This window comes from Pyrococcus woesei (assembly GCF_050496105.1).
Lineage (GTDB): Archaea > Methanobacteriota_B > Thermococci > Thermococcales > Thermococcaceae > Pyrococcus > Pyrococcus furiosus.
Genome location: NZ_CP179867.1, coordinates 258,110 through 277,914 on the forward strand (window position 1 = coordinate 258,110; position 19,805 = coordinate 277,914).

Genomic DNA, 19,805 nt, shown 5'->3' on the forward strand with positions numbered 1-19,805 from the left:
CGAACCCGGAACTGATTTAAGTTTCTGAGATAAAAGGATTTTGGGGTTTGAAATGATCAAAGGGGTTATATTCGATGTAGATGAAACACTAGTTTATTACGAGGGCTACTCACTCAAGGAATGGTATGAAAAGATAGCAAAGCCCACAATGAAAAAGCTGGGGATTTTAATTGACTGGGAAACTTTTAGAAAGATGGCCAAAGGAGAGCTTCCAAGGAGTTACGTTGAAGAATTCGGGATAGATCACGTGACCTTCTGGAAAGCTTTGGATAAAGCGAATAGAAGATACAGGGAAGAACTATTAAATGAGGGAAAAATTCGCACATATGATGACGTCGAAGCAATAAAAGAACTAAAGAAGTTGGGATTGAAGCTTGCCGCAGTAAGCAACGCTTCTCAAGATAACACAGAACTTGTCCTCAAGGCTTTTAATCTTCTCGACTATTTTGACGTAGTTTATGGAAAAGATTACACCTATTTAGATGGTGTGAAACCGAACCCATACCTAATAAATAAGGCCCTAAATACCCTTGGCCTCAGGCCAGATGAAGCTATTCTGGTAGGAGATAGTGATCTGGATATAATTGCAGGGAAAAGGGCTGGAGTTACCGTTGTTCAAATAGTAAGGGAGAAGAAATACGAAGGAGCAGACTATTATATTCAAAATTTGTGGGAATTGGTGGATCTAATCAAAAGATCACGATGTTAAAGACTCTCTCACAGGAAACGAAAAAGCTTAAAATTAAGTTTTACTTACAATATGTTAGAAAAGCGAGAATAGGGTGAGGTGAGATGGGAGAGGAGCTAAACAGGTTATTAGATGTATTGGGGAATGAAACAAGGAGAAGAATACTATTCCTGCTTACTAAAAGACCTTACTTTGTCAGCGAGCTAAGTAGAGAATTAGGAGTAGGACAAAAAGCAGTCTTAGAGCATCTAAGGATACTAGAAGAGGCAGGGTTAATCGAGAGTAGAGTTGAGAAAATTCCCAGGGGGAGACCAAGAAAGTATTACATGATAAAGAAAGGCCTAAGGCTAGAGATACTTCTCACACCAACCCTATTTGGTTCAGAGATGTACGAGGCAAAAGGAGTAAGAAAGAGCCCAGAGTATGAGCAGGCAAAGGAGTTAATAAAATCTCAAGAACCCATTAATGTAAAAATGAGAGAGCTGGCCGAATTCCTCCATGAACTGAATGAAAGGATAAGAGAAATAATCGAAGAAAAGAGAGAGCTTGAAGAGGCCAGAATACTAATAGAGACGTACATAGAAAACACTATGAGAAGACTTGCAGAAGAGAATAGGCAGATTATCGAAGAGATATTTAGAGATATTGAGAAAATACTTCCCCCTGGGTATGCGAGAAGTTTAAAGGAAAAATTCCTAAACATTAACATTTAAAATTAGTTTAAAAATGGAAAAACAGGGTGAAAAAATGAAGAGGTTGGGAAAAGTTTTACACTATGCAAAGCAGGGCTTCCTAATAGTTAGGACTAATTGGGTACCATCTCTAAATGATAGAGTGGTAGATAAAAGACTGCAATTTGTGGGAATTGTAAAGGACGTTTTTGGCCCTGTAAAGATGCCATACGTAGCAATAAAACCAAAAGTTAGTAATCCAGAAATATACGTGGGAGAAGTATTGTATGTAGATGAGAGAAAGAGAAAAGAATCTCCTAAAAAGAATAAGGAGAAGAGGATGAAAAAGAAGAAAAGGCTGAATAGATGATGAGAGGGGACCTCTCTGATGAAAGTTGGAGTGCTTAGTGACACCCACATTCCTAAAGCATATTTTCCTCCTCAAATATTTGAATTTTTAAAGAAGAGAAACGTTCAGTACATTATTCATGCAGGAGATATAACGAGTAAAGAGTTTTTAGAAAAGTTAGAGGAAGTAGCTCCAGTGATCGCAGTTAAGGGGAATATGGATAGAATTGATTTACCAGAAGAAGAAAAAATCGAAATTGGAAATTTCTCAATACTAATTTTACATGGACACCAGTTTCTCTCGCTAAACTTAGATAATTTAACTTACAAAGCCTTAGAAGAAGAGGTTGATATACTCGTTTTTGGACACACTCATAGGCCTTACTATAACGTAGTTAGAAGCTATGGTCGTGAAATAATTTTGTTAAATCCCGGCTCACCAACCCTTCCCAGGATGAGCGAGCCTACATTCGCTATATTAGAAGTGAGCAATGAGGACATTGATGTCCATTTTTATAACGTCTTTTCACTATAGAAAGACAAGAAAGACTGTGAGCAAAGGTAATTATATGGACAAAACTTACATGAAGGCCCTTTCCAAGCTGGTGGGAGAGAATCCTCTTTTATATACAATTTAAGTTCATAGAAGAATTTCACAGTCTCCTTAAATAGCGTTCCATCGTAGGGAACTTCGAATACCCTAAGGTGTTTTCCCTTAATTCTTGGAAACCCTCTAAAATCAATGCTTTCTACAATCCTCTCTGGATTATCGTGAAGTTTTACATAATAAATGAATCCACGCTCAGCTTCGGCCCACCTCAAATATATGTTAAGCTGAGCCAAGTGATATTCAAGAGGAAATCTAGGAAGAATGGACTTCCCTTTAATCTCAATAGGAAATTCCTTGTATGCATCCATTCTCCCATGAATCTCAAATCCCAACCTAGGAAACCTTAGTATCATGTGCTTTTCCAATTCAAAACCAAATTCGTCCCTCAGAATTTTACCCATAACTTCATGGGTCTTTACCCCTTTGTTCAACCTGGGAATAGCTATCTCGGGCCATTTTTCTGGAAAACCTTTAATTCTAAACCAAACCCTTCTTGGACATATTAAAGCTTCACTCGCATAAAATTCTATCATTTATTTCCCTCCGGAAAAGCGTCAGCTAATACCGACATCATCACCTTTCAGGCTGGGCAAGGCACATCATCCGCTAATCCTCTATACCGTAAGTGTTTTTAAGAATTTTATTGAATAATTTTATGCCGACAGCGAGGGTACAATACCCTCGCAAGGGCTCGGTCAACCCGCCCCCGCAAGGTTTCGGGTTCGATGAGCGGGGTGTGCTCACGCCGAGCCTACAGGGCCGGTGCATCCGCCCGCGGGATCAATGACCGCTGGGTCTCTGTTGCCGGCCCACAAAAGTATTTTAAATACACACTCTTATCGATAACTGGAGGTTATTGAAACATGGTTATCATCCCAAGACCAATAGATCCAAGGGATATTAGAAGGATAAGAAAGGAGTTAGGAATAACCCAGGAAGAACTAGCTAGAAAAGCAGGAGTTACTCAAGCATATATTGCAAAGTTAGAGGCTGGAAAAGTTGACCCTAGGCTTTCAACATTCAACAAAATTCTGAGAGCTTTGATAGAATGCCAAAAAGCAAAAATCACAGCAAAAGCAATAATGTCATCTCCAATAATCTACGTAACCCCCACTGACAAAGTCGAGAAAGTCGTGAAGTTAATGAAGAAGTATAACATTTCCCAGGTGCCTGTAATAGAAAAAGATAGGGTTGTTGGCTCCATAACTGAGAGAATTTTAGTAAGAAGAAGTCTAGAAGAGGAGGACATATATTCAAAATCTGTAAAAGAAATAATGGAAGAACCATTTCCTTTAGTCTCTGAAGACGAAGATTTGGAAGTTATAAAGTATTTGCTCGAAGAGCACCCTGCAGTTATAGTTCAAGGTAAAGATGGAAGGCCTATTGGGATAATAACTCGTTCAGACATATTTAAGTTGAGAACCTAAAGTGAAAAACGTTTGTATTAAAAAATGCTCATAATAAATTTTTTGATATTTTATCTAGGTGAAATTATGAGAATAACAGATCATCCTATTCTTGATTTCAAGAAAAAGAGAACGAGAAAAGTAACGATATATTACAATGGAAAGCCCATCGAAGCTTACGAAGGAGAGACAATAGCAGCAGCTCTCCATGCAGCGGGTGTAAGGACACTCAACTATTCCAGAATAAAGAAAAGGGCTAGGGGCTTATTCTGTGCAATAGGAAAGTGCTCCTCTTGTTTAATGACGGTAAACGGAATTCCAAATGTCAGAACGTGCATAACGCTAGTTGAAGACGGTATGAAAATTGAGGAGAACAAACCAGTTCTCCCCCCAGCTAACTCCAACGGGAGCAAGGCAAAAACCGTGAAAGGAGATATAATAGTCATTGGAGGAGGGCCTGCTGGTTTAATGGCTGCAATAAGTGCCCACGATGCTGGGGCTAAGGTAGTTCTCATTGACGAAAATCCAATCCTAGGAGGTCAGCTGGTTAAACAAACCCACAAATTTTTTGGAAAAAGGGAACAGTTCGCTGGAATAAGAGGAATAAAGATAGCTCAGATCCTAGAAGAAGAAATAAGAAAGAGAAACATTGAAACATTCCTCGAAACTTCAGCCGTTGGAATTTTCCAAGAGGGAAATGAGAAGATTGTGGTTGGAGTTAGAAAAGAGAAAGAACTCATAGAATTTAGAGGTAAAGCGATAATTGTTGCCACTGGCGCTATGGAGAGAGCAATACCCTTTGAGAACAACGATCTCCCAGGGATATATGGGGCAGGAGCAATTCAAACTCTAATGAACACTTACGGAATTAAGCCAGGAGAAAAGGCACTAATAGTGGGAGCTGGGAACGTTGGATTAATCCTAGCTTACCAACTTCTTCAGGCGGGAGTTAAAGTTGAAGCGATTGTAGAAGCAATGCCAAAAATAGGAGGATACTTTGTTCATGCAGCAAAAGTGAGGAGATTAGGAGTGCCAATTCTTACTAGACACACAATTCTTAGAGCTGAAGGAAATGGAAAAGTTGAGAGAGCGGTAATTGTGGAGATAGATGAAAACTGGAATCCTATTCCAGGAACAGAAAAGGTTCTTGACGTTGACCTAATTGCAATAGCCGTAGGACTAAGACCAAGCATAGAGTTACTCCAACAAGCAGGGTGTCAAATTAGATATATTAGGGAACTTGGAGGACATGTTGCAGTAAGAGACGAATGGATGGAGACAACAGTAAGGGGAATTTTTGTGGCAGGAGATACAGCGGGGATTGAAGAAGCAACAACTGCAATGCTGGAGGGAAGAATAGCGGGGGTTGCAGCAGCTCTTAGGCTTGGGATTGCAGACGAATCTTGGGTTAGGGAAATAACTAAAACACAAAAGGAGCTCGAAGAATTCCGCTCTGGACCTTTTGGGAAGCATATAGTTGAAGGCATTAAAAAGCTTCTGGAGGGATCATGATGGAAATTCCCAATTATTTAAGGAGAGGTTATATAACCCCCGATGAACTCTTTTCGATCATCCCAAGGCCGAGCGAAGAAAGACTCAGAAAAAGACCCGTAGCAATACCAGAGTGCCCTCAGCAAATTCCATGTACTCCATGTAAGGAGATATGTCCAGTTAATGCAGTAATGATGGATCATCCAAACGATATACCTAAAGTGGACTATGAGAAGTGCATAGGATGTTCTCTATGCGTTCAAGTTTGCCCTGGGCTTGCATTCTTCATGATTCACTATGTGGGAGACAAAGCTAGAATAACAATGCCCTATGAGCTATTACCCCTTCCAGAAAAAGGAGAAGAAGTCATTCTTCTTAACAGAGTTGGGGAAGAAGTTGGGAAAGGAAAAGTACTTGCAATTGTTCCCAGGGAGAAGTCAAAAGGAGATACTCCTATTATAACTGTTGAAGTTCCAATAGAGCTCGCGTGGGAAGTTAGGGCAATTAAGGTGGTGAGAAAATGAAGATAATTTGCCGATGTAATGATGTCACACTTGAAGAAATTGAAAGGCTGATAGATGAAGGGGTAACGGAGTTAGAAGAGCTTAGAAGACTACTAAGATTGGGAATGGGACCTTGCCAGGGAAGAACTTGCATTCCGTTAGTTATCTCAATTCTCGCAAGAAAAACTGGGAAAAAGATAGAAGAGATCCCCCTTCCAAATGCTAGATTTCCAGTGAGACCTGTAAAAATAGAGGCATTTGTGGAGGGAGAAAAATGATTGGTATCATTGGTGGAGGTATTATAGGAGTGGCTACAGCCTATGAATTAGCGAAGCTTGGAGAGGAAGTAGTCGTATTTGAAAAGAGGTATTTTGGTTCTGGTTCAACCTTCAGATGTGCCAGTGGTATAAGGGCACAATTTACAGATGAAGCTAACATAAAGCTGATGAAGTATTCAATAGAGAGATGGAAAACATTAAGCGAGGAACTCGGTCATAACATTATGTTCCAACAAACTGGATACTTATTCTTAGCCACCACTGAGGAGGAAGTAGAGGCATTTAAAAAGAACATAAAGCTCCAGAATAAATTTGGCGTTCCAACAAGACTAATAACACCAGAGGAAGCAAAAGAAATAGTTCCTCCTTTAAATGCTGATGCATTCCTTGCTGGAGCATGGAACCCAGAAGATGGCAAGGCAAGTCCATTCCATACTCTCTATGCTTATAAGAAAGCAGGTGAAAGGCTTGGAGTGAAGTTCTATGAGTACACGAAAGTAGTTGGGATAGAAAAGGATGGAAGTAAGTGGAAAATAAAGACTACAAGAGGAGAGTTCAAGGTAGACATCATTATTAACGCCACAAATGCTTGGGCAAGAGAAATTAACAAGATGATTGGTAAAGATATAATTCCCGTAACACCATACAAGCACCAACTGGTAAAGACTGAGCCTATAGAAAGAGGGCAAATTGAACCCCTTGTCTGCCCCCCAGCATGGAATGATAGCTATGTGATTCAAGATGGAGAGGATGGAGGGGTAATCTGCGGAACGGCTTTAGAATACGAATCTTCTCCCGATGATGTAACTCCAACATATGAATTCGTTAAAGAAGTGCTAAAGTGGGCAGTCAAGATAATACCAGCCCTTAAGCACGTTCACGTGGTCAGACAATGGGCCGGCCATTATGCAAAAACTCCAGATAAGAACCCAGCAATTGGAATGATTGAAGAGAACTTTTACGTTGCAGTGGGATTCTCGGGCCATGGATTCATGATGGCTCCTGCAGTTGCTCAAGCGTTGGCAGAAAAGATAGTTGAGGGAAAAACAAAAGTTCCACTAGACTGGGAGTGGTTCGATCCATGGAGGTTTGAGAGGGGTGAACTGAGAGCTTCTGCCTTCCAGATAGGCTAGGCCATATCTAATATTTTTCTTAGTATTGATCCAACCACATAACTGGTTAGGAAGTACCATCCTATGAATCCCAGCTCATCTGGTTTAAGAGCAGAGTGATACATTTTGTGGAAGATGTCGAAGAGGAAGAAGCTGAAAGGATACTTTACTATAGCCACCTCAACATACCATCTCCTGAGCCATCCCCAGAATATTATAATTATTGGCCAGCTGATGAGCATTGGCTTAAAGAATGCATTTACCATTAATTCATTCTGCATTTTTAGGAGTTCTAATTGCTTTTGTTGGATTTTTCTAAGCTTCTTCTCGTCTTTAGCTTCCATGGCTTTTCTATATTCTTGCTGTATTTCCTTGGCCATCTTCTGAAGTTTCTTGAGTTTTTCTTGATCAACAAAAATGTAGTTTAGTAAAACGAAGAACGCTCCAAGTATTATTCCTGCTACAGTAACAACCCATATTGGGTGAGTTTCGACTATTAATGGACCAAATAGCTTGTCAAGTGCTAAATAAATTCCCTCAAGCATATTCATTCACCGCCAAATCTAATATCTTGACCAGCTCATTAACAGCTTCCTCTAAACCTTTATCCTCATGATTTTCTATAATCTTGATGAGAGCATTTGAGTGCATTGCATAAGCTATCGCGGCAGCCCTATTTAAGTCTTGATGCCTCTGAATCTGCTCTTCAGTCTCAACATCCCTGTCCCTCTTTAAGTCCCTTAGGCGCCTTCCCAGAATCTCCGAAGGAGTAGCCTCAATTATTACAATGAAGTTCGGATTTAATGTTTTAACTACCTCATAAGGCAGGCCCAGCATATAGCCGTGAGGAGTCTTTATTGTTGCATGAGTATCAACGAGTATTGGATGCTCTTTTGCCATTTCCGTTATTTTCTTTGCAGCCTTCATTTGAAGCTCTCTCTGTATTTTAAGGGGAAGCTTCCTCATCTCATCTCTATGCTTAACCAACCCTGCCTTGACAGCTTCCTCAAACATTAAATCTCCAAAATTTATTAATCTAAATTTAGCTTTCGTTCGCTGGAGTGCGAGTCTCGTGATAGTGCTTTTTCCAACCCCAGGAATACCCGTAATGATGACCACAAAAGGCATTTCTCACCCCAAAATTTTACAATTCTGAAAGTATTTAAAACTATTATGGAGAAAGTTAAGAAAAGGCAAAAAGACTAAGCGCCAAACAATTTCCTCAAAGCTGGGAACATCTCTGTTATCTGTTCTCTTGCAATTTCCTCGTAGAACCTGTAGAGGATACCGACCGTAAGTAATATACCAGTTCCCGTTCCAAGAGCTCCAAGGAAGTCTGCCAACACAGCTATTAAAGCTACTGTCAGTGAACCCCAGAAGGTCACATATGGAATATATCTTTGCAAGACCTTCTCCAAAGTTCTTGGATCCCTTCTAAATCCTGGAATTTGAAGTCCAGCCCTCTGGAGCTGCCTTGCTATTGACCTTGCATCGAGTCCCGTCAGTTCTACCCACAGGTATCCAAATAGCAAACTGAAAATTACCGTCAGGATGAGATATACTATCGCCCTAACGGGGTTATCTATAACGCTGAATATGTTTCTTGGAGGTATTACGTAGAGTACAAAGCCCGAGATTGGAGAACCTGTAGTGGGATCAAATCTTCCAAGCCATGGATGGCCAAGCCTATCAAGCACTCTGGCCCAAAGCTGAATGTTAGCGTAAAGGGCAAACGTTAGGATTATCGGAATGTTACTTACATAAAGGAATCTTATTGGATAACTTCCCCTCACTGTTACCCCTCTATATCCCAATGGAATTTCAACACGCATGCTCTCAAAGTAAACCACTATAAAGAACACCACTATTGTTGCAACGACGCTTAACATATCTGGAGCTGACCCTCCTCTATATATAGCCCCCCATAGATCTCCTTTAAGGATGTGCTGGATGAAGTATGGGATTGCACCTACTATTGCAGGTTGTCCTGTTAAGGGGTCAATTATGTTGGGATCAGTTAATGGATTAAGGCTTCTTGTGAGTATAGTTTGAGACACTCCAGCAGCTATGAAGAGACTTATACCGCTTCCTATTCCCCACTTACTAACGAGCTCGTCAAGGATTATTAGGACTATACCACCCATTGCAAGTTGAAGTATCATCAACACTGCTATAGCATACGTAACATCAACTCCAACCCTACCAAATGCCCCGCCTAGTATCCACACTGCAGCCTCAAAGAAACACATAAACACTGAGAAGACTCTCTGCAGTGCTTGGTAAAATCTTCTATCTTCGGGATTTGCCAGGTCAAGCTTTATTATCTCAGAACCTACAAGAAGCTGGAGAATAATTCCCGCGGTAACAATGGGCCCAATTCCTAAAGTTAATATTGATCCATTTCTTCCAGCCAATACCACTCTTAAAAACTGGAAGTAGTCCTGAATTCTTTCAGGGATTCCATAGACGGGAATTTCAGCGAGAACATAGTAGAGAATTAGTGCAACTCCAGTCCACATAAATCTTTCTCTTAATGGAACACGTCTCTTTGGCCTTTCAACCTCGGGAAACCATCTTTCTAGAGCATAAATTATGTCCCTAGCTCCCATGTTTCAACACCTTTGCTCGTTTATTCTCATGAAGCAAAAAAATAAGGGAGATTAAACGAGAACAGCTTCTCCTCCAGCAGCCTTAATTTTCTCTTCTGCCTTTGGAGAAAATGCCCTTGCCTTAATTACTAGAGGTCTAGTGAGCTTTCCAGTACCTAAGACTTTATCAGCAAATTGCGTTACATCGACGATTATTTTTCCTCCTTCTTCATATGCTATGCCCATTTGCATTAGCTCATCGAGGTGTTCATCGATAAACTTTAGGTTTACAACTCTAACTTCCCTCTGGACTTCTGGGGGTCTTGAAAATCCTCTCTTACCCAGGTGGTCGGGGGCATATTTTATTGTCCAAGTCCACTTGCTCTTGTTTCTCTTTCCAGTTCCTGCCATACCTCTACCGCCCTTGCTACCTCCTCCCCTGTGCTTCTTCTTACATCCCCATCCGTGAGTGTGACTGCCTCTCAACTTTCTGACCTTCTTCCTTCTCCTTATCATCGCTTTCACCTCACAGCATTCTCTCAATTAGTTCATTAATTTTCTCGCCACGATAACCCAGGGCCCCTCCTTCTTTGAAGGAACGCTTCTTGCTTCCCCTGAATCCACCTCTTGGTGGGTGAAGTCTGAAGACTGGCTTAAGGTTTGGAAGATCCTTCAAGCTCATCTCGCCATTGACGACCTTTTGGGCAAATTCTTCGATTGTCATTCCTAGCTTTTCTTTCACATACTCATCAGTTACTGGCTTGTTCCCTATGAGCCTGCCTCTCTTTCTAATTAGCTTTGCTAGGGTTTCTGCATTAATCTCTCCCCAAGTTATGTAATCCTTTGCCTTTTGGAGCATTCCCAGGTAGCTGGGAGTGTCATCAACTATAACACAGTGATTTACCCTATGAAGTCTTAACATTGCAAGTGTATCTCTCACGGGCCTCTTAACATTCACTCTACCCCTGATCCTAATTACAGCTAATTTTGCCATTCTCAGTCACCTCATTCTAATGTGAACGTTGTTGGCATAGCTCTTCCAACAACGATACCGTATCTCTCAATCATCTCAGGGCTAATAGCTACCCTGTTGGTGTTGTATAGGGCATTGAACACTGCCTTTGCGAAGTTCACAGTTGTTCTAGTTTCACCAAATGTCTGAGACCACACATCCTGCACTCCAGCAAGCCTTAGAATCTTCTTTCCTACGTCACCTATAACGAGTCCAAGTCCTCTTGGTCCTGGGATTAGTCTAACTCTCACGCTTCCTTCCTTCCCCTCAACTGCAAATGGAACTGAGTGAGGTCTCCTACACCTGCACTCCCAGGATCCACAGCCCCTCTTTATCTCGATGATGTTCAGCTTTGCATAGTTTATTGCTTTTCTTATTGCAATACCAACTTCTTTTCCATGCCCAATTCCAAGTCCAACGTAACCATCTCTATTACCAACAGCAGCTAAAACCCTGAACCTAACTCTTCTTCCACTGTCAGTCATTCTAACCGTCAAAGCTATATCGAGAACTTCCTGGTTCTCTCTTGCATTAACTTCTGGCAAGAGGACATCTATTATTTCAGGCTCCTTGATCTGATAACCTCTTCTGAATATTTCATGAATGTCAGTTATCTGCCCTTCCTTAACCATCATTCCGAGCTTAGTCTTTGGTTCCCACTCATCTAAAACCCTTTTAGCGTATTCCTTCCACTCCTGGCTCATTCTCTCGCCCCCTCACCTTCAAACTTTTCAATTATTCTCGCTTTGACTTCTTCAAAGTGCTCGGGAAGCTTTTCAGGGTCTAACCCTTTGACAAGATAACCACCAAACTGCCTTCTAAACTTCTCCTCATCTTGCTCCTTAAGCATCTTTGCATATTCAGCTATGTGCTCTCCTCTAATTCTGTACTCATCTGGGAATATCTCTGGACTGTGCGGAACGTTAAGTCCAGCATCAACGGCACCTTTTAGCACGGCAAATACTGAGCTACCCCTAACTGGAGGGTGAAGGCCTATATCGAGTATAGCCTCTTCAATTCCAGCTTGCTTTGCCTTATACCCAATGAGGAGTCCCAGGAGATATGCTGAAGGAGTATTTCCACAGTGGCCCTTCCATCCGAAGTCTCTAATGAGCTCTCTTGTGTGAGCTGAAACTAGAGTTCTATCACCTTTTGGATCATAGACTATTATCTGAGCAATGTGGTGGTTAAGGGACTTTCTAACAACTAACCTTGGCTTGCCTGACTTGAGGAGCTTGAGTCTCTTTCTATAGTTTGTCTTTCCTTCTCTCCTTCTTCTGAATGGAACTCTATACCTAGGACCGTGAGCCATTTTCTTTCACCTCACTTCTTCAACAAACCATGCTCTTCAAGGAAGAGGTATAGCTGGTGCTTGTTCTTGAATTGTCCACCCTTAGCCCTAATGTAGAGCATTCTGTAAGTCTTCCTATCAATCTTCTTCTGGGCCTTAAGCTTCCTAAGTTCCTTTCTTAGGGCTCTAATTGTCTTAATCCAGAGCTCCTTCTTACCCATTCTTGCTGTCTTTTTACCCTTTCTACTTCCTGGGCCTCTGTGTCTTCCCTTCTTCTTTTGTTCGTGCCTAATTTTAGCCCTATATCTGCTCTGCCCCTTAATGGGTTTCTTTTTGATGACCCCCTCTTTTATGAGCCTCTTGATATCTTCCCTTGTTATAGCAGAAGCAACATCATCAATTCTCTCAGGGTCAATCCATATTCTATTCTCACCACATTTGAGGATTTCAGCAGCTATTCTTCTTTGCATCTTGAGAGTGTTCATACTTTTTCACCTCACACCCTGGGGTTCAAGACTTTAATTCCAAGTTCCTCAGCTCTCTTTATAATCTCGATTCTCTTCTTCTTTCCTACGGTGTGTGCAATTCTCGCGGCCTGCCTCTTTGGATCAAGAGCCTCAAGTTCCTTTACATTGTGAACGAGCACTTCCTCGTATCCACTTGGGTGTAAACCTCTAACGAGCTTTGGAGAGCTCCAACCGATGCTTGGTGATCTTGGCTTTCCTTTTAACTTGAGCCTCATCTTGCTATCAATACCCTTTGGTCTTCTCCATTTGGGATCATTCTTGAACTTTGGATACCTCCACCATTCTTGTCTTAGGAACCTTGGCTTCTTTCTCTTGAGTCTCGCTCTAACACGGAGGAGCCTCTTAAACTCCTTCTCATCCATTTATCTCACCTCAGAATGTTATGGGCTTTCCAGCCTTCTCAACAATGTATATTCCATCCTGGAATATTCTTCTATCCCACTTAGTTATCCTTGTAGCTTGTTCTATATTGGCCGCAGTTTGACCAACAGCCTCCTTATCTATTCCTTCTACAATAATTTCCTGTCCTCTAACTTTTACAGTAACTCCTGGGAGTATCTTTGCTTTTCTTGGCGCTTTTTCACCAAGGAAGTTCTCAATAATTACCTCATCTCCCTGAACTTTCACTGAAATTGGGAAGTGGCTGTACACGACCTTCAACTTGTAAGTAAAGCCCTCAGTAACGCCCTTTATCATGTTCCTTATGTGAGCTGCAAATGTACGAGCTATTGCAACATCTTTTCTTCTTGGAAAGTCCTTGTATATCACTACATTTCCATCTTCAGTGAATATCTGAATTCCTGGCCAGAAGAATTCTCTCTCTAGCTCGCCCTTTGGACCCTTAACTTTAACCTTGTACCCTTCAACTGTAACTTCAACACCTTCTGGAATTTCAACTTCCTCACGAATCCAGGCATCTACTGGCATTCTTTCTCCCTCCAATCAATCAATATACATACGCTATTAACCTTCCTCCAATTCCCTTCTCGATGGCCTCTTTGTGACTCATGACTCCCTGGGACGTTGAGACGATCAATATTCCAAACTCGAATGCTGGAAGGAATCTCTTCTCCCACTTTTCGAACTCTGAAACTTTCACTGGGAACCTAGGCTTTATTGCTCCTGCCTTGTTTATTCTACCCAACAACTGAACTCTGTAAACTCCTGCTCTTCCGTCGTCGATGAACTCGAACTCTCCAATGTATCCATACTTCTGCATAACCCTCAAAACTTCTCCAATTAACTTTGAGGCTGGCTTAATGTAAACCTCTCTCTTTCCAACCCTCTCGCTATTTGTTATGTGAGAGAGAGCATTTGCCAATGGATCCAATAGAGTCATTTCATTTCACCTCGCTCACTCATATTTTCTAAATCCAAGCTTTGGAGCGACTTCTCTAAAGCAGTGCCTACAAAGCATTAAGCCCTGTATCCTTATTATTGGCCCATATTGTCCACATCTTATACATCTTCTCGCTCCCTTCCCAAACTTTCTAGGCTTCCTCTTGTTATAATCAGCCTTCGCCATTCCCTCATCCCTCCACTATTTCAACCCCAAACTCCTCCATCATGTAAACCATTCCCTCTTCCTTCGTAAGCTTGTGCCTTGTGGGGATCTTAGCCCTCTTCCTCTTTCTTCTAGCCACTCTAAACCCAGGTCTCTCGAGGGTGACACAAACGTCCATACCAAATATTCCAATCTCGGGGTCATACTCCACTCCCGGTATGTTTATGTGCTCTTCAATTCCGAAACATACATTTCCGTGCTCGTCAAAGCTTGAAGCCTTTAGTCTGTTGTCCACTGCAGCAAGTAATCTCTTCAGTAGCTCGTAAGCCTTTGGCCCTCTTAGAGTCACCTTTACAGCAATTGGCTCTCCCCTTCTGATACCAAAGTCTCTGTTTGTCTTCTTTGCCTTCCTCCTAATTGGCTTCTGACCTGTCAATTGTTGAAGCATTATCTCCGCCTTAGTTAGTCTCTCACCGCTCTCTCCAACACCTATGTTTATGGTAACCTTCTCTATTCTAGGCCTTCTCATTGGATGAGCTTCCCAATCAGCTAAAATTTGCTCCTTGTTTGGTATCTCTACTGCCATCTAGCCCACCTCACGGAAGAGAAATCTTTGGCTTATCTGTGCCAACTACAAATGCATACTCTTTTAACGTGTCGAAGAGCTCTCCTTCTTCATCTTCAATTGTGACTACATCTGGCCAACCCATTGGGAATCTCTTTATTTCCACTATTCTACCTTTCCTAGCAACGTTCTTACCTTGGGTTACGAAGACGTAAGCACCCTTCTCGAATGGTAGCACTTCAAGGATTTCCCTCTCGGGAACCTTCATCAACACTGTGTATGAGGTGAAGTAGTTGTCCTTTTCGGCTATTGAGACTATGTGGTTAGTCCCATCGTGGAAGTTAAGCTGAACCCTAGCTCCCTTTATCATTCTCTTGTTTCTAATTCTCAGAGGCTTTATGAATGCCTCATCTTCAGATATTGGGTGAAGGATTAGCTTGCCTATTCTATTTGGCAAGACTCTGTAGTGCTCTCCTGTTTCTGGAATTGAGACAACATCCATTATACCGACAGGGAACTTGTAGTCCTTTCTAACCCTTCCATCAACTAGGAACTTGCCCTCGTTTAGTATTTTTCTTGCTTCTCTAGCAGTCTTTGCGTACCCCAAGTAGTCTCTTACTATGTATAGGAGAGGTATTGATGTTCTCATGTTGTGAGGTCCAGGTCTGGGCCTAACAGCCCATTTGTAGGCCTTCCTCTCAATATACCATGAAGTTGGAGCAGCAAGTCTCTTAAGGTGCCTCTTAGGACCCTTTCTCGCCATTATCCAGCCCTCCTCTCAATTATTTTCTTTCTCTTCTCATCCTCTAAATTTAGCTCAATAATCATCACGTTTGAAGGGTGAATTGGATAGAAGACCTCTGTCCCGTTTGTCTTTCTTAGAGTAGCTCCTTCAACATATATCCTATATCTCTTTAGGTCAACTTCGACTACTTTCCCTTCATGACCCTTGTAGTCTCCCCTCATTATCCTAACCTTATCACCAACCCTCACTGGAAGGTTTCTTACCTTGTACTTCTCCCTTAACTCCCTACTTAAAGGAGCAGACATCAACTTTTGCCTCACGTGAAGGGGAGCATTATATAGGAACTTTCTCTGCTTCCTGGGTTGCTTTGAGCTTATCTTCATTATTACCACCTCACACAATTATGCTAGCTATACTTCCTATTCTAACCCATCTTTCTGCAGCCTCTCTAGCCACAGGACCTCTAATTTCAGTTCCCCTTGGAACTCCTTCGGGCGTTACAATGACAGCTGCGTTGTCCTCGAACTTTACTCTCATCCCATCAAGCCTTCTATATTCTTTTCTCTGCCTTATTATTACAGCCCTAACCACTTGATGCCTCATGTCAGGTCTTCCCTTCTTGACTGTAGCAACTACCATATCTCCAACGCCAGCTGAGGCAAGTCTCCTCCTTGTTCCGTGGTATTCAACAACTCCAATTATTTGGATAACCTTTGCTCCACTGTTATCTGCTACAGTAAGATAAGCACCTACAGGTAATGCCCTAGTTGGTCTTACGGCAGATACACCCCTAGTTGCACCTGCACCTTTCTTTGCCATTTCCTTCACCTCCTCTCTTCAGCTCTTTCAAGGACTGCAACTACAACGAAGTGCTTGGTCTTGCTCAAGGGCCTTGTCTCTGCAATTAGCACTTTATCTCCAACCTTTGCGTTTATGCATGGTGGGTTGTGAGCGTGTATCTTGCTTCTTCTGAGCTCATATCTCTCATATTTGTTTAGATAAAAGTAGTATTGTCTCTCCACGGTAACCGTCTTTCTTGGCTTGTCGCTGACTACTATTCCCTCAAATACCCTACCGTGTATCTTTAGGTTTCCATGCCAAGGGCACTTTGGATCGTCACATTTTTCAGCGGGAGGCTGTACTCTCAAACCTATATCTCTCATCATTTTCTCCACCTCTTCTTTAGTCTCATCTCGGGTCTGCCCACCAATTTTTCACCAGATATTTTAATCTTTGTCCCATCCCATGTTTCAAACTCAAATATGCAGACATCCTTGGGAACTTTCCAAACTTTGTTTTCCCCAGCTATCACGAGCATGTTTCTTGTTTCATCTATTACGTATCCTTCTATCCCAACATATCCAGGATGGGTAGAGTTAACTACCCTAACTTTCAGTCCGATTAGTTCGTGCCATACTATATTTTTCTTGTTTACTCTACCTCTATGAGCTCCTCTGAAAATCCAAGTTCTACCAATAATTTCTTGATACGATCCCTGTGATCTCCCTGAAGTTCTATTCTCCCGTTCTTCGCTGTTCCTCCACATGCTAACTTCGCCTTGAGTTTCTTTGCTATCTCCTCGAGGTCAAACTCTTTTTCATCAATTCCTTCAATTATAGTCTTTATCTTTCCGTATCTTGCCCTTTCTGTGTAGACTCTAATCCTCTGCTGCTCCTTTAGTACCTCCTTAAATAGCATTTCATCCAAGGGGTTTACAATCCTGGGCACCAAACACCACCTTCACTTTTTCACCTTACCTTTTTCTCTTTCCCTAAGCTTCTCCTTCTTAATTGTCAGGAGGCGGGCGATATCTCTCCTCAAATTCCTAATAACCATAGGATTTTCGAGAGATGTTCCCATTGTTAGGAGTCCCCTCTCCTTTGCAAGCTGAAGCCTTAACTCCCTAATTTTAGCGTCAATCTCCTCAATACTCATTTCTCTGATTTCACTCGGCTTCATTGCTCACCACCTCTTCCTCAACTGGTTTTTCTATGATCTCAATTTCATCGGGAAGTCTTGCTCCTGGAGGCATAATTGCGACTTTAACTCCAATGACTCCAAGCTTAAGCAATGCCTGAGCATAGCCTTTACTTACCAAAGTTTCCGCAGGGTTACCTACTTTTGCTAGGTATCCTTGGTAGAATCTTATGCTCTTAGCTCTTTCTCCCGTAAGCTTACCGCTAAGCCTTATCTCTACTCCTCTTGCCCCATTGTTCATTATTGCTCTAAGTGCTGCATATGCCGCCCTTCTGAAGTGAATACCTCTTTCCAAGGCCTGAGCCAACCTCACTGCTTGAACTTTAGCATTAAGGTAGGGATTCTTTATCTCTTCAACTTCAATTTGTGGATTCTCAAGACCAAACTGCTTTTCAAGTATTCTGGTAAGCTCTCTTATTCTTCTTCCTCCCCTTCCTATTACGTATCCTGGATTTGCAGCAAAGATTATGACCTTAGTTCCCAAGGGGGTCTTCTTAATGTCAAGACCCCCATAACCTGCCCTTCTTAACTCTTTTTCAAGGAATTCATCGATGAGCATCTCTCTTACAGCCTCACGAATAAAGTACCTCTCAATTGCCATATGCTCACCTCCTAATTTCCTCGACGACAACTTCTATGTGAGTAGTTTGTTCATTAAAGGGTGTAGCTCTTCCAAATGCTCTAGGATACCATCCTCTAAGGACTGGGCCCTTGTGAGCGGCAATGTGAATAATCTTAAGCTTGTCAGGATCGAGACCTTTTTGCACAGCATTGTTTTTTACATTAAGCAGGACTTTCTTTATGGCCTTTGCCACCTTAACTGGATATCTTCCAGGTCCAAATCCTTTACCAGGCTTGTGGCCCTGACTGTCGTTGTATCTCTTTAGTGGAACTGGTCTCTTTAGGGCAATTACATCATCCAGATATCTTAGAGCATCATTTAGCATCATGCCCCTAAGCTCTCTGCACACTTCAACTGCGAGTTTTGGAGATATTCTAAGATCTCTCGCACTAGCCCTAGCCATTCTCTTGGGGTCAAAATTTTGGAAAGAGTAGCCAAAGCGCTTTGCCATTTAAACCACCTCACTTCACTGCGACGAACATTGATGATCTTGTAGCACCAACACCAGGAGCTCCGTGCTCAACCTTCTTTCTGGTTGGTGCAAATTCTCCTAGGTAGTGACCGATCATTTCAGGCTTTATTTCCACTGGAACGAATTCTTTTCCGTTGTGGACATAGATTGTCAGCCCTACCATCTCTGGAAGGATTATCATGTCCCTACAGTGTGTTCTTATTGGCTTTTTGTATTTGCCCTTCTTTGCAAGCCTAATTTTTCTAAGCAACTTCTTCTGTTCTGGTGTAAGTCCTCTCTTAAGGCTTCTCCTCTGTCTTGCAGGGAATAATCTAGCCAATTCCTCAAGAGACATATTCATCAACTGCTCAAGGGTATAACCGCGATATCTAAACTCTTTCCTCGCCATCTACACCACCTCACTTCCTTCTACCAGTTCTTCTCGCAGCAATATGACCAACCTTTCTTCCTGGTGGAGCCCTTCTTGAAGTTGTTGTTGGCTTACCTGGATGGTGCTCCTTACCACCGAATGGGTGGTTCACAGCGTTCATCTTAACACCTCTTGGAGTTGGCCAGAACTTGTTCCTTGCCTTGTACTTGTAGTAAGCTTTACCAGCCTTAACCAATGGCTTTTCTAACCTTCCACCACCAGCAACAACCCCAATTGTTGCCCTACACATTGGGTTGAAAGCCTTAAGCTCACCACTTGGAAGTTGTACTATTACTTTATCTGGCTCTCTAGAGACTACTAAAGCGTAAGTTCCTCCTGCCCTCACGTATTTTCCTCCATCTCCAGGAATGCCTTCAATATTATATACGTATGTACCTTCAGGGATCTTAGCCAATGGTAGTGTGTTCCCCACGGCAATTGGAGCGTCTGGCCCTATATAGATTTCTTGTCCCACGAGTAATCCTTCTGGGGCAATTATCAACTTTTCAATACCATTCTCAAACTTAACTCTTGCCACTGGAGCAGTTCTACCGGGGTCATGCATGATTTCCTCTACTACTCCCCTGAGAGTCTTTTCTTGAGTATAGTTGAGTGGGATATACTTCACAGCACCCCTAAACCTATGAGAGGGGGATTTAAATGTGGGACTTCCTTTACCTCTCCTTTGCTGAATTAAACTCTTACCCATTTTCCATCACCTCAGAACAATCCTAATCTCGCAGCTACTTCACTTGCACTATACTCTGGCTTGAGCTTCACATATGCCTTCTTTTCTCCTCTTGGGGTAATAAGAGTGTTAACTTTTTCAACTTTTACATTGAAGATCTCTTCTACAGCTCTCTTAATGTCCTGTTTTGTGGCTCTCCTGTCAACTATAAATGTAAGCTTGTTCTCTTTTTCAATTAACGATATCGCTTTTTCCGTAACAACGGGCCTAATTATAACCTTGTAAGGATCCATTTTCA

At 42.0% G+C, this 19,805-nt stretch carries 35 protein-coding genes and 1 other RNA gene; 9 read left to right on the forward strand and 27 right to left on the reverse strand.

The features are described 5' to 3' along the window. Window positions 1-52 precede the first annotated feature (52 nt). The 4 genes from ACMFNG_RS01530 (at window position 53) to ACMFNG_RS01545 (ending at window position 2,242) form a co-directional block, all read left to right on the forward strand. Window positions 53-709, forward strand: a complete 657-nt coding sequence (locus ACMFNG_RS01530) for an HAD family hydrolase (RefSeq protein ID WP_011012930.1) — start codon at window positions 53-55, stop codon at window positions 707-709. 83 nt (window positions 710-792) lie between these two features. Then, window positions 793-1,401, forward strand: a complete 609-nt coding sequence (locus ACMFNG_RS01535) for an ArsR/SmtB family transcription factor (RefSeq protein ID WP_011012931.1) — start codon at window positions 793-795, stop codon at window positions 1,399-1,401. Between the two features lie 34 nt (window positions 1,402-1,435). Then, window positions 1,436-1,729 (forward strand): Gar1/Naf1 family protein, encoded by a 294-nt coding sequence (locus ACMFNG_RS01540; protein ID WP_014835568.1) that lies wholly within the window; start codon window positions 1,436-1,438, stop codon window positions 1,727-1,729. An 18-nt stretch (window positions 1,730-1,747) separates the two neighbouring features. Further along, on the forward strand, window positions 1,748-2,242 hold the full coding sequence (locus tag ACMFNG_RS01545; protein WP_011012933.1) for a metallophosphoesterase: 495 nt from the start codon (window positions 1,748-1,750) through the stop codon (window positions 2,240-2,242). Here the strand turns inward: ACMFNG_RS01545 and cas4 are convergent. Both cas4 and ACMFNG_RS01555 read right to left on the reverse strand, forming a co-directional pair. Beyond that, window positions 2,221-2,850 (reverse strand): CRISPR-associated protein Cas4, encoded by a 630-nt coding sequence (gene cas4 / locus ACMFNG_RS01550; protein WP_011012934.1) that lies wholly within the window; start codon window positions 2,848-2,850, stop codon window positions 2,221-2,223. The two genes, ACMFNG_RS01545 and cas4, sit on opposite strands and share 22 nt — an antisense overlap. Window positions 2,851-2,868: 18 nt before the next feature. Then, window positions 2,869-2,924: C/D box small nucleolar RNA (locus ACMFNG_RS01555), an RNA gene on the reverse strand. 256 nt (window positions 2,925-3,180) lie between these two features. Between ACMFNG_RS01555 and ACMFNG_RS01560 the strand changes: the two genes are divergently transcribed. From ACMFNG_RS01560 to ACMFNG_RS01580, 5 genes are all read left to right on the forward strand, one after another. Beyond that, window positions 3,181-3,744, forward strand: coding sequence for a CBS domain-containing protein (locus tag ACMFNG_RS01560; protein WP_011012935.1), 564 nt, complete (start codon window positions 3,181-3,183; stop codon window positions 3,742-3,744). Between the two features lie 66 nt (window positions 3,745-3,810). Next, complete coding sequence (locus tag ACMFNG_RS01565) at window positions 3,811-5,235, forward strand: FAD-dependent oxidoreductase (RefSeq protein ID WP_011012936.1); 1,425 nt, start codon at window positions 3,811-3,813, stop codon at window positions 5,233-5,235. After that, window positions 5,232-5,738: a 4Fe-4S binding protein gene (locus ACMFNG_RS01570; protein WP_048059065.1), complete on the forward strand. Its 507-nt coding sequence runs from the start codon at window positions 5,232-5,234 to the stop codon at window positions 5,736-5,738. The genes ACMFNG_RS01565 and ACMFNG_RS01570 overlap by 4 nt, the downstream gene beginning before the upstream one ends. Further along, entirely contained in the window at window positions 5,735-5,995 is a 261-nt protein-coding gene (locus ACMFNG_RS01575; protein WP_011012938.1) for a (2Fe-2S)-binding protein, read from the forward strand. The genes ACMFNG_RS01570 and ACMFNG_RS01575 overlap by 4 nt, the downstream gene beginning before the upstream one ends. Then, window positions 5,992-7,128 carry an NAD(P)/FAD-dependent oxidoreductase gene (locus ACMFNG_RS01580; RefSeq protein ID WP_011012939.1) on the forward strand — a complete coding sequence of 379 codons (1,137 nt, stop codon included), beginning with the start codon at window positions 5,992-5,994 and terminating at the stop codon, window positions 7,126-7,128. The genes ACMFNG_RS01575 and ACMFNG_RS01580 overlap by 4 nt, the downstream gene beginning before the upstream one ends. Here the strand turns inward: ACMFNG_RS01580 and ACMFNG_RS01585 are convergent. From ACMFNG_RS01585 to ACMFNG_RS01705, 25 genes are all read right to left on the reverse strand, one after another. Further along, window positions 7,125-7,652 carry an EMC3/TMCO1 family protein gene (locus ACMFNG_RS01585; protein WP_011012940.1) on the reverse strand — a complete coding sequence of 176 codons (528 nt, stop codon included), beginning with the start codon at window positions 7,650-7,652 and terminating at the stop codon, window positions 7,125-7,127. The genes ACMFNG_RS01580 and ACMFNG_RS01585 overlap by 4 nt on opposite strands. Continuing rightward, window positions 7,645-8,235, reverse strand: a complete 591-nt coding sequence (locus ACMFNG_RS01590; protein ID WP_011012941.1) for an adenylate kinase — start codon at window positions 8,233-8,235, stop codon at window positions 7,645-7,647. The genes ACMFNG_RS01585 and ACMFNG_RS01590 overlap by 8 nt, the downstream gene beginning before the upstream one ends. A 74-nt stretch (window positions 8,236-8,309) precedes the next feature. Beyond that, window positions 8,310-9,716 (reverse strand): preprotein translocase subunit SecY, encoded by a 1,407-nt coding sequence (gene secY, locus ACMFNG_RS01595; protein WP_011012942.1) that lies wholly within the window; start codon window positions 9,714-9,716, stop codon window positions 8,310-8,312. Between the two features lie 51 nt (window positions 9,717-9,767). Beyond that, window positions 9,768-10,211, reverse strand: coding sequence for an uL15m family ribosomal protein (locus tag ACMFNG_RS01600; RefSeq protein WP_011012943.1), 444 nt, complete (start codon window positions 10,209-10,211; stop codon window positions 9,768-9,770). Between the two features lie 10 nt (window positions 10,212-10,221). Then, window positions 10,222-10,689 carry a 50S ribosomal protein L30 gene (locus ACMFNG_RS01605; RefSeq protein WP_011012944.1) on the reverse strand — a complete coding sequence of 156 codons (468 nt, stop codon included), beginning with the start codon at window positions 10,687-10,689 and terminating at the stop codon, window positions 10,222-10,224. Between the two features lie 11 nt (window positions 10,690-10,700). Beyond that, complete coding sequence (gene rpsE, locus ACMFNG_RS01610) at window positions 10,701-11,411, reverse strand: 30S ribosomal protein S5 (RefSeq protein ID WP_011012945.1); 711 nt, start codon at window positions 11,409-11,411, stop codon at window positions 10,701-10,703. Then, entirely contained in the window at window positions 11,408-12,019 is a 612-nt protein-coding gene (locus ACMFNG_RS01615) for a 50S ribosomal protein L18 (RefSeq protein WP_011012946.1), read from the reverse strand. The genes rpsE and ACMFNG_RS01615 overlap by 4 nt, the downstream gene beginning before the upstream one ends. 11 nt (window positions 12,020-12,030) lie before the next feature. Next, complete coding sequence (locus tag ACMFNG_RS01620; protein ID WP_011012947.1) at window positions 12,031-12,483, reverse strand: 50S ribosomal protein L19e; 453 nt, start codon at window positions 12,481-12,483, stop codon at window positions 12,031-12,033. An 11-nt stretch (window positions 12,484-12,494) separates the two neighbouring features. Further along, a complete protein-coding gene (locus ACMFNG_RS01625) occupies window positions 12,495-12,887 on the reverse strand; it encodes a 50S ribosomal protein L32e (protein WP_011012948.1) in 393 nt (130 codons plus the stop codon). Window positions 12,888-12,897: 10 nt separating this feature from the next. Beyond that, window positions 12,898-13,452 (reverse strand): 50S ribosomal protein L6, encoded by a 555-nt coding sequence (locus tag ACMFNG_RS01630; protein WP_011012949.1) that lies wholly within the window; start codon window positions 13,450-13,452, stop codon window positions 12,898-12,900. Between the two features lie 19 nt (window positions 13,453-13,471). Further along, complete coding sequence (locus ACMFNG_RS01635) at window positions 13,472-13,864, reverse strand: 30S ribosomal protein S8 (protein ID WP_011012950.1); 393 nt, start codon at window positions 13,862-13,864, stop codon at window positions 13,472-13,474. 15 nt (window positions 13,865-13,879) lie between these two features. Next, window positions 13,880-14,050 (reverse strand): 30S ribosomal protein S14, encoded by a 171-nt coding sequence (locus ACMFNG_RS01640; protein ID WP_011012951.1) that lies wholly within the window; start codon window positions 14,048-14,050, stop codon window positions 13,880-13,882. 4 nt (window positions 14,051-14,054) lie between these two features. After that, window positions 14,055-14,615, reverse strand: coding sequence for a 50S ribosomal protein L5 (locus ACMFNG_RS01645; RefSeq protein WP_011012952.1), 561 nt, complete (start codon window positions 14,613-14,615; stop codon window positions 14,055-14,057). A 10-nt stretch (window positions 14,616-14,625) separates the two neighbouring features. Then, complete coding sequence (locus tag ACMFNG_RS01650; protein ID WP_011012953.1) at window positions 14,626-15,357, reverse strand: 30S ribosomal protein S4e; 732 nt, start codon at window positions 15,355-15,357, stop codon at window positions 14,626-14,628. After that, complete coding sequence (gene rplX / locus ACMFNG_RS01655) at window positions 15,357-15,722, reverse strand: 50S ribosomal protein L24 (RefSeq protein WP_014835567.1); 366 nt, start codon at window positions 15,720-15,722, stop codon at window positions 15,357-15,359. The genes ACMFNG_RS01650 and rplX overlap by 1 nt, the downstream gene beginning before the upstream one ends. 10 nt (window positions 15,723-15,732) lie before the next feature. Continuing rightward, entirely contained in the window at window positions 15,733-16,158 is a 426-nt protein-coding gene (locus ACMFNG_RS01660; protein ID WP_011012955.1) for a 50S ribosomal protein L14, read from the reverse strand. 5 nt (window positions 16,159-16,163) lie between these two features. Further along, complete coding sequence (locus ACMFNG_RS01665) at window positions 16,164-16,505, reverse strand: 30S ribosomal protein S17 (RefSeq protein ID WP_011012956.1); 342 nt, start codon at window positions 16,503-16,505, stop codon at window positions 16,164-16,166. Beyond that, window positions 16,502-16,885, reverse strand: a complete 384-nt coding sequence (gene rnp1, locus ACMFNG_RS01670; protein WP_011012957.1) for a ribonuclease P protein component 1 — start codon at window positions 16,883-16,885, stop codon at window positions 16,502-16,504. The genes ACMFNG_RS01665 and rnp1 overlap by 4 nt, the downstream gene beginning before the upstream one ends. Beyond that, complete coding sequence (gene yciH, locus ACMFNG_RS01675; protein WP_193328784.1) at window positions 16,771-17,070, reverse strand: stress response translation initiation inhibitor YciH; 300 nt, start codon at window positions 17,068-17,070, stop codon at window positions 16,771-16,773. Before yciH ends, rnp1 begins: the two co-directional genes overlap by 115 nt. Window positions 17,071-17,079: 9 nt before the next feature. Continuing rightward, a complete protein-coding gene (gene rpmC, locus ACMFNG_RS01680; RefSeq protein WP_011012959.1) occupies window positions 17,080-17,298 on the reverse strand; it encodes a 50S ribosomal protein L29 in 219 nt (72 codons plus the stop codon). Beyond that, on the reverse strand, window positions 17,285-17,917 hold the full coding sequence (rpsC, locus tag ACMFNG_RS01685) for a 30S ribosomal protein S3 (RefSeq protein ID WP_011012960.1): 633 nt from the start codon (window positions 17,915-17,917) through the stop codon (window positions 17,285-17,287). The genes rpmC and rpsC overlap by 14 nt, the downstream gene beginning before the upstream one ends. A 4-nt stretch (window positions 17,918-17,921) precedes the next feature. Beyond that, entirely contained in the window at window positions 17,922-18,389 is a 468-nt protein-coding gene (gene rplV / locus ACMFNG_RS01690) for a 50S ribosomal protein L22 (RefSeq protein ID WP_011012961.1), read from the reverse strand. A 10-nt stretch (window positions 18,390-18,399) separates the two neighbouring features. Further along, window positions 18,400-18,798, reverse strand: coding sequence for a 30S ribosomal protein S19 (gene rpsS, locus ACMFNG_RS01695; RefSeq protein ID WP_011012962.1), 399 nt, complete (start codon window positions 18,796-18,798; stop codon window positions 18,400-18,402). A 10-nt stretch (window positions 18,799-18,808) separates the two neighbouring features. Then, a complete protein-coding gene (locus ACMFNG_RS01700) occupies window positions 18,809-19,528 on the reverse strand; it encodes a 50S ribosomal protein L2 (protein ID WP_011012963.1) in 720 nt (239 codons plus the stop codon). An 11-nt stretch (window positions 19,529-19,539) separates the two neighbouring features. Then, window positions 19,540-19,800: a 50S ribosomal protein L23 gene (locus tag ACMFNG_RS01705; RefSeq protein ID WP_014835564.1), complete on the reverse strand. Its 261-nt coding sequence runs from the start codon at window positions 19,798-19,800 to the stop codon at window positions 19,540-19,542. Window positions 19,801-19,805: the final 5 nt, after the last annotated feature.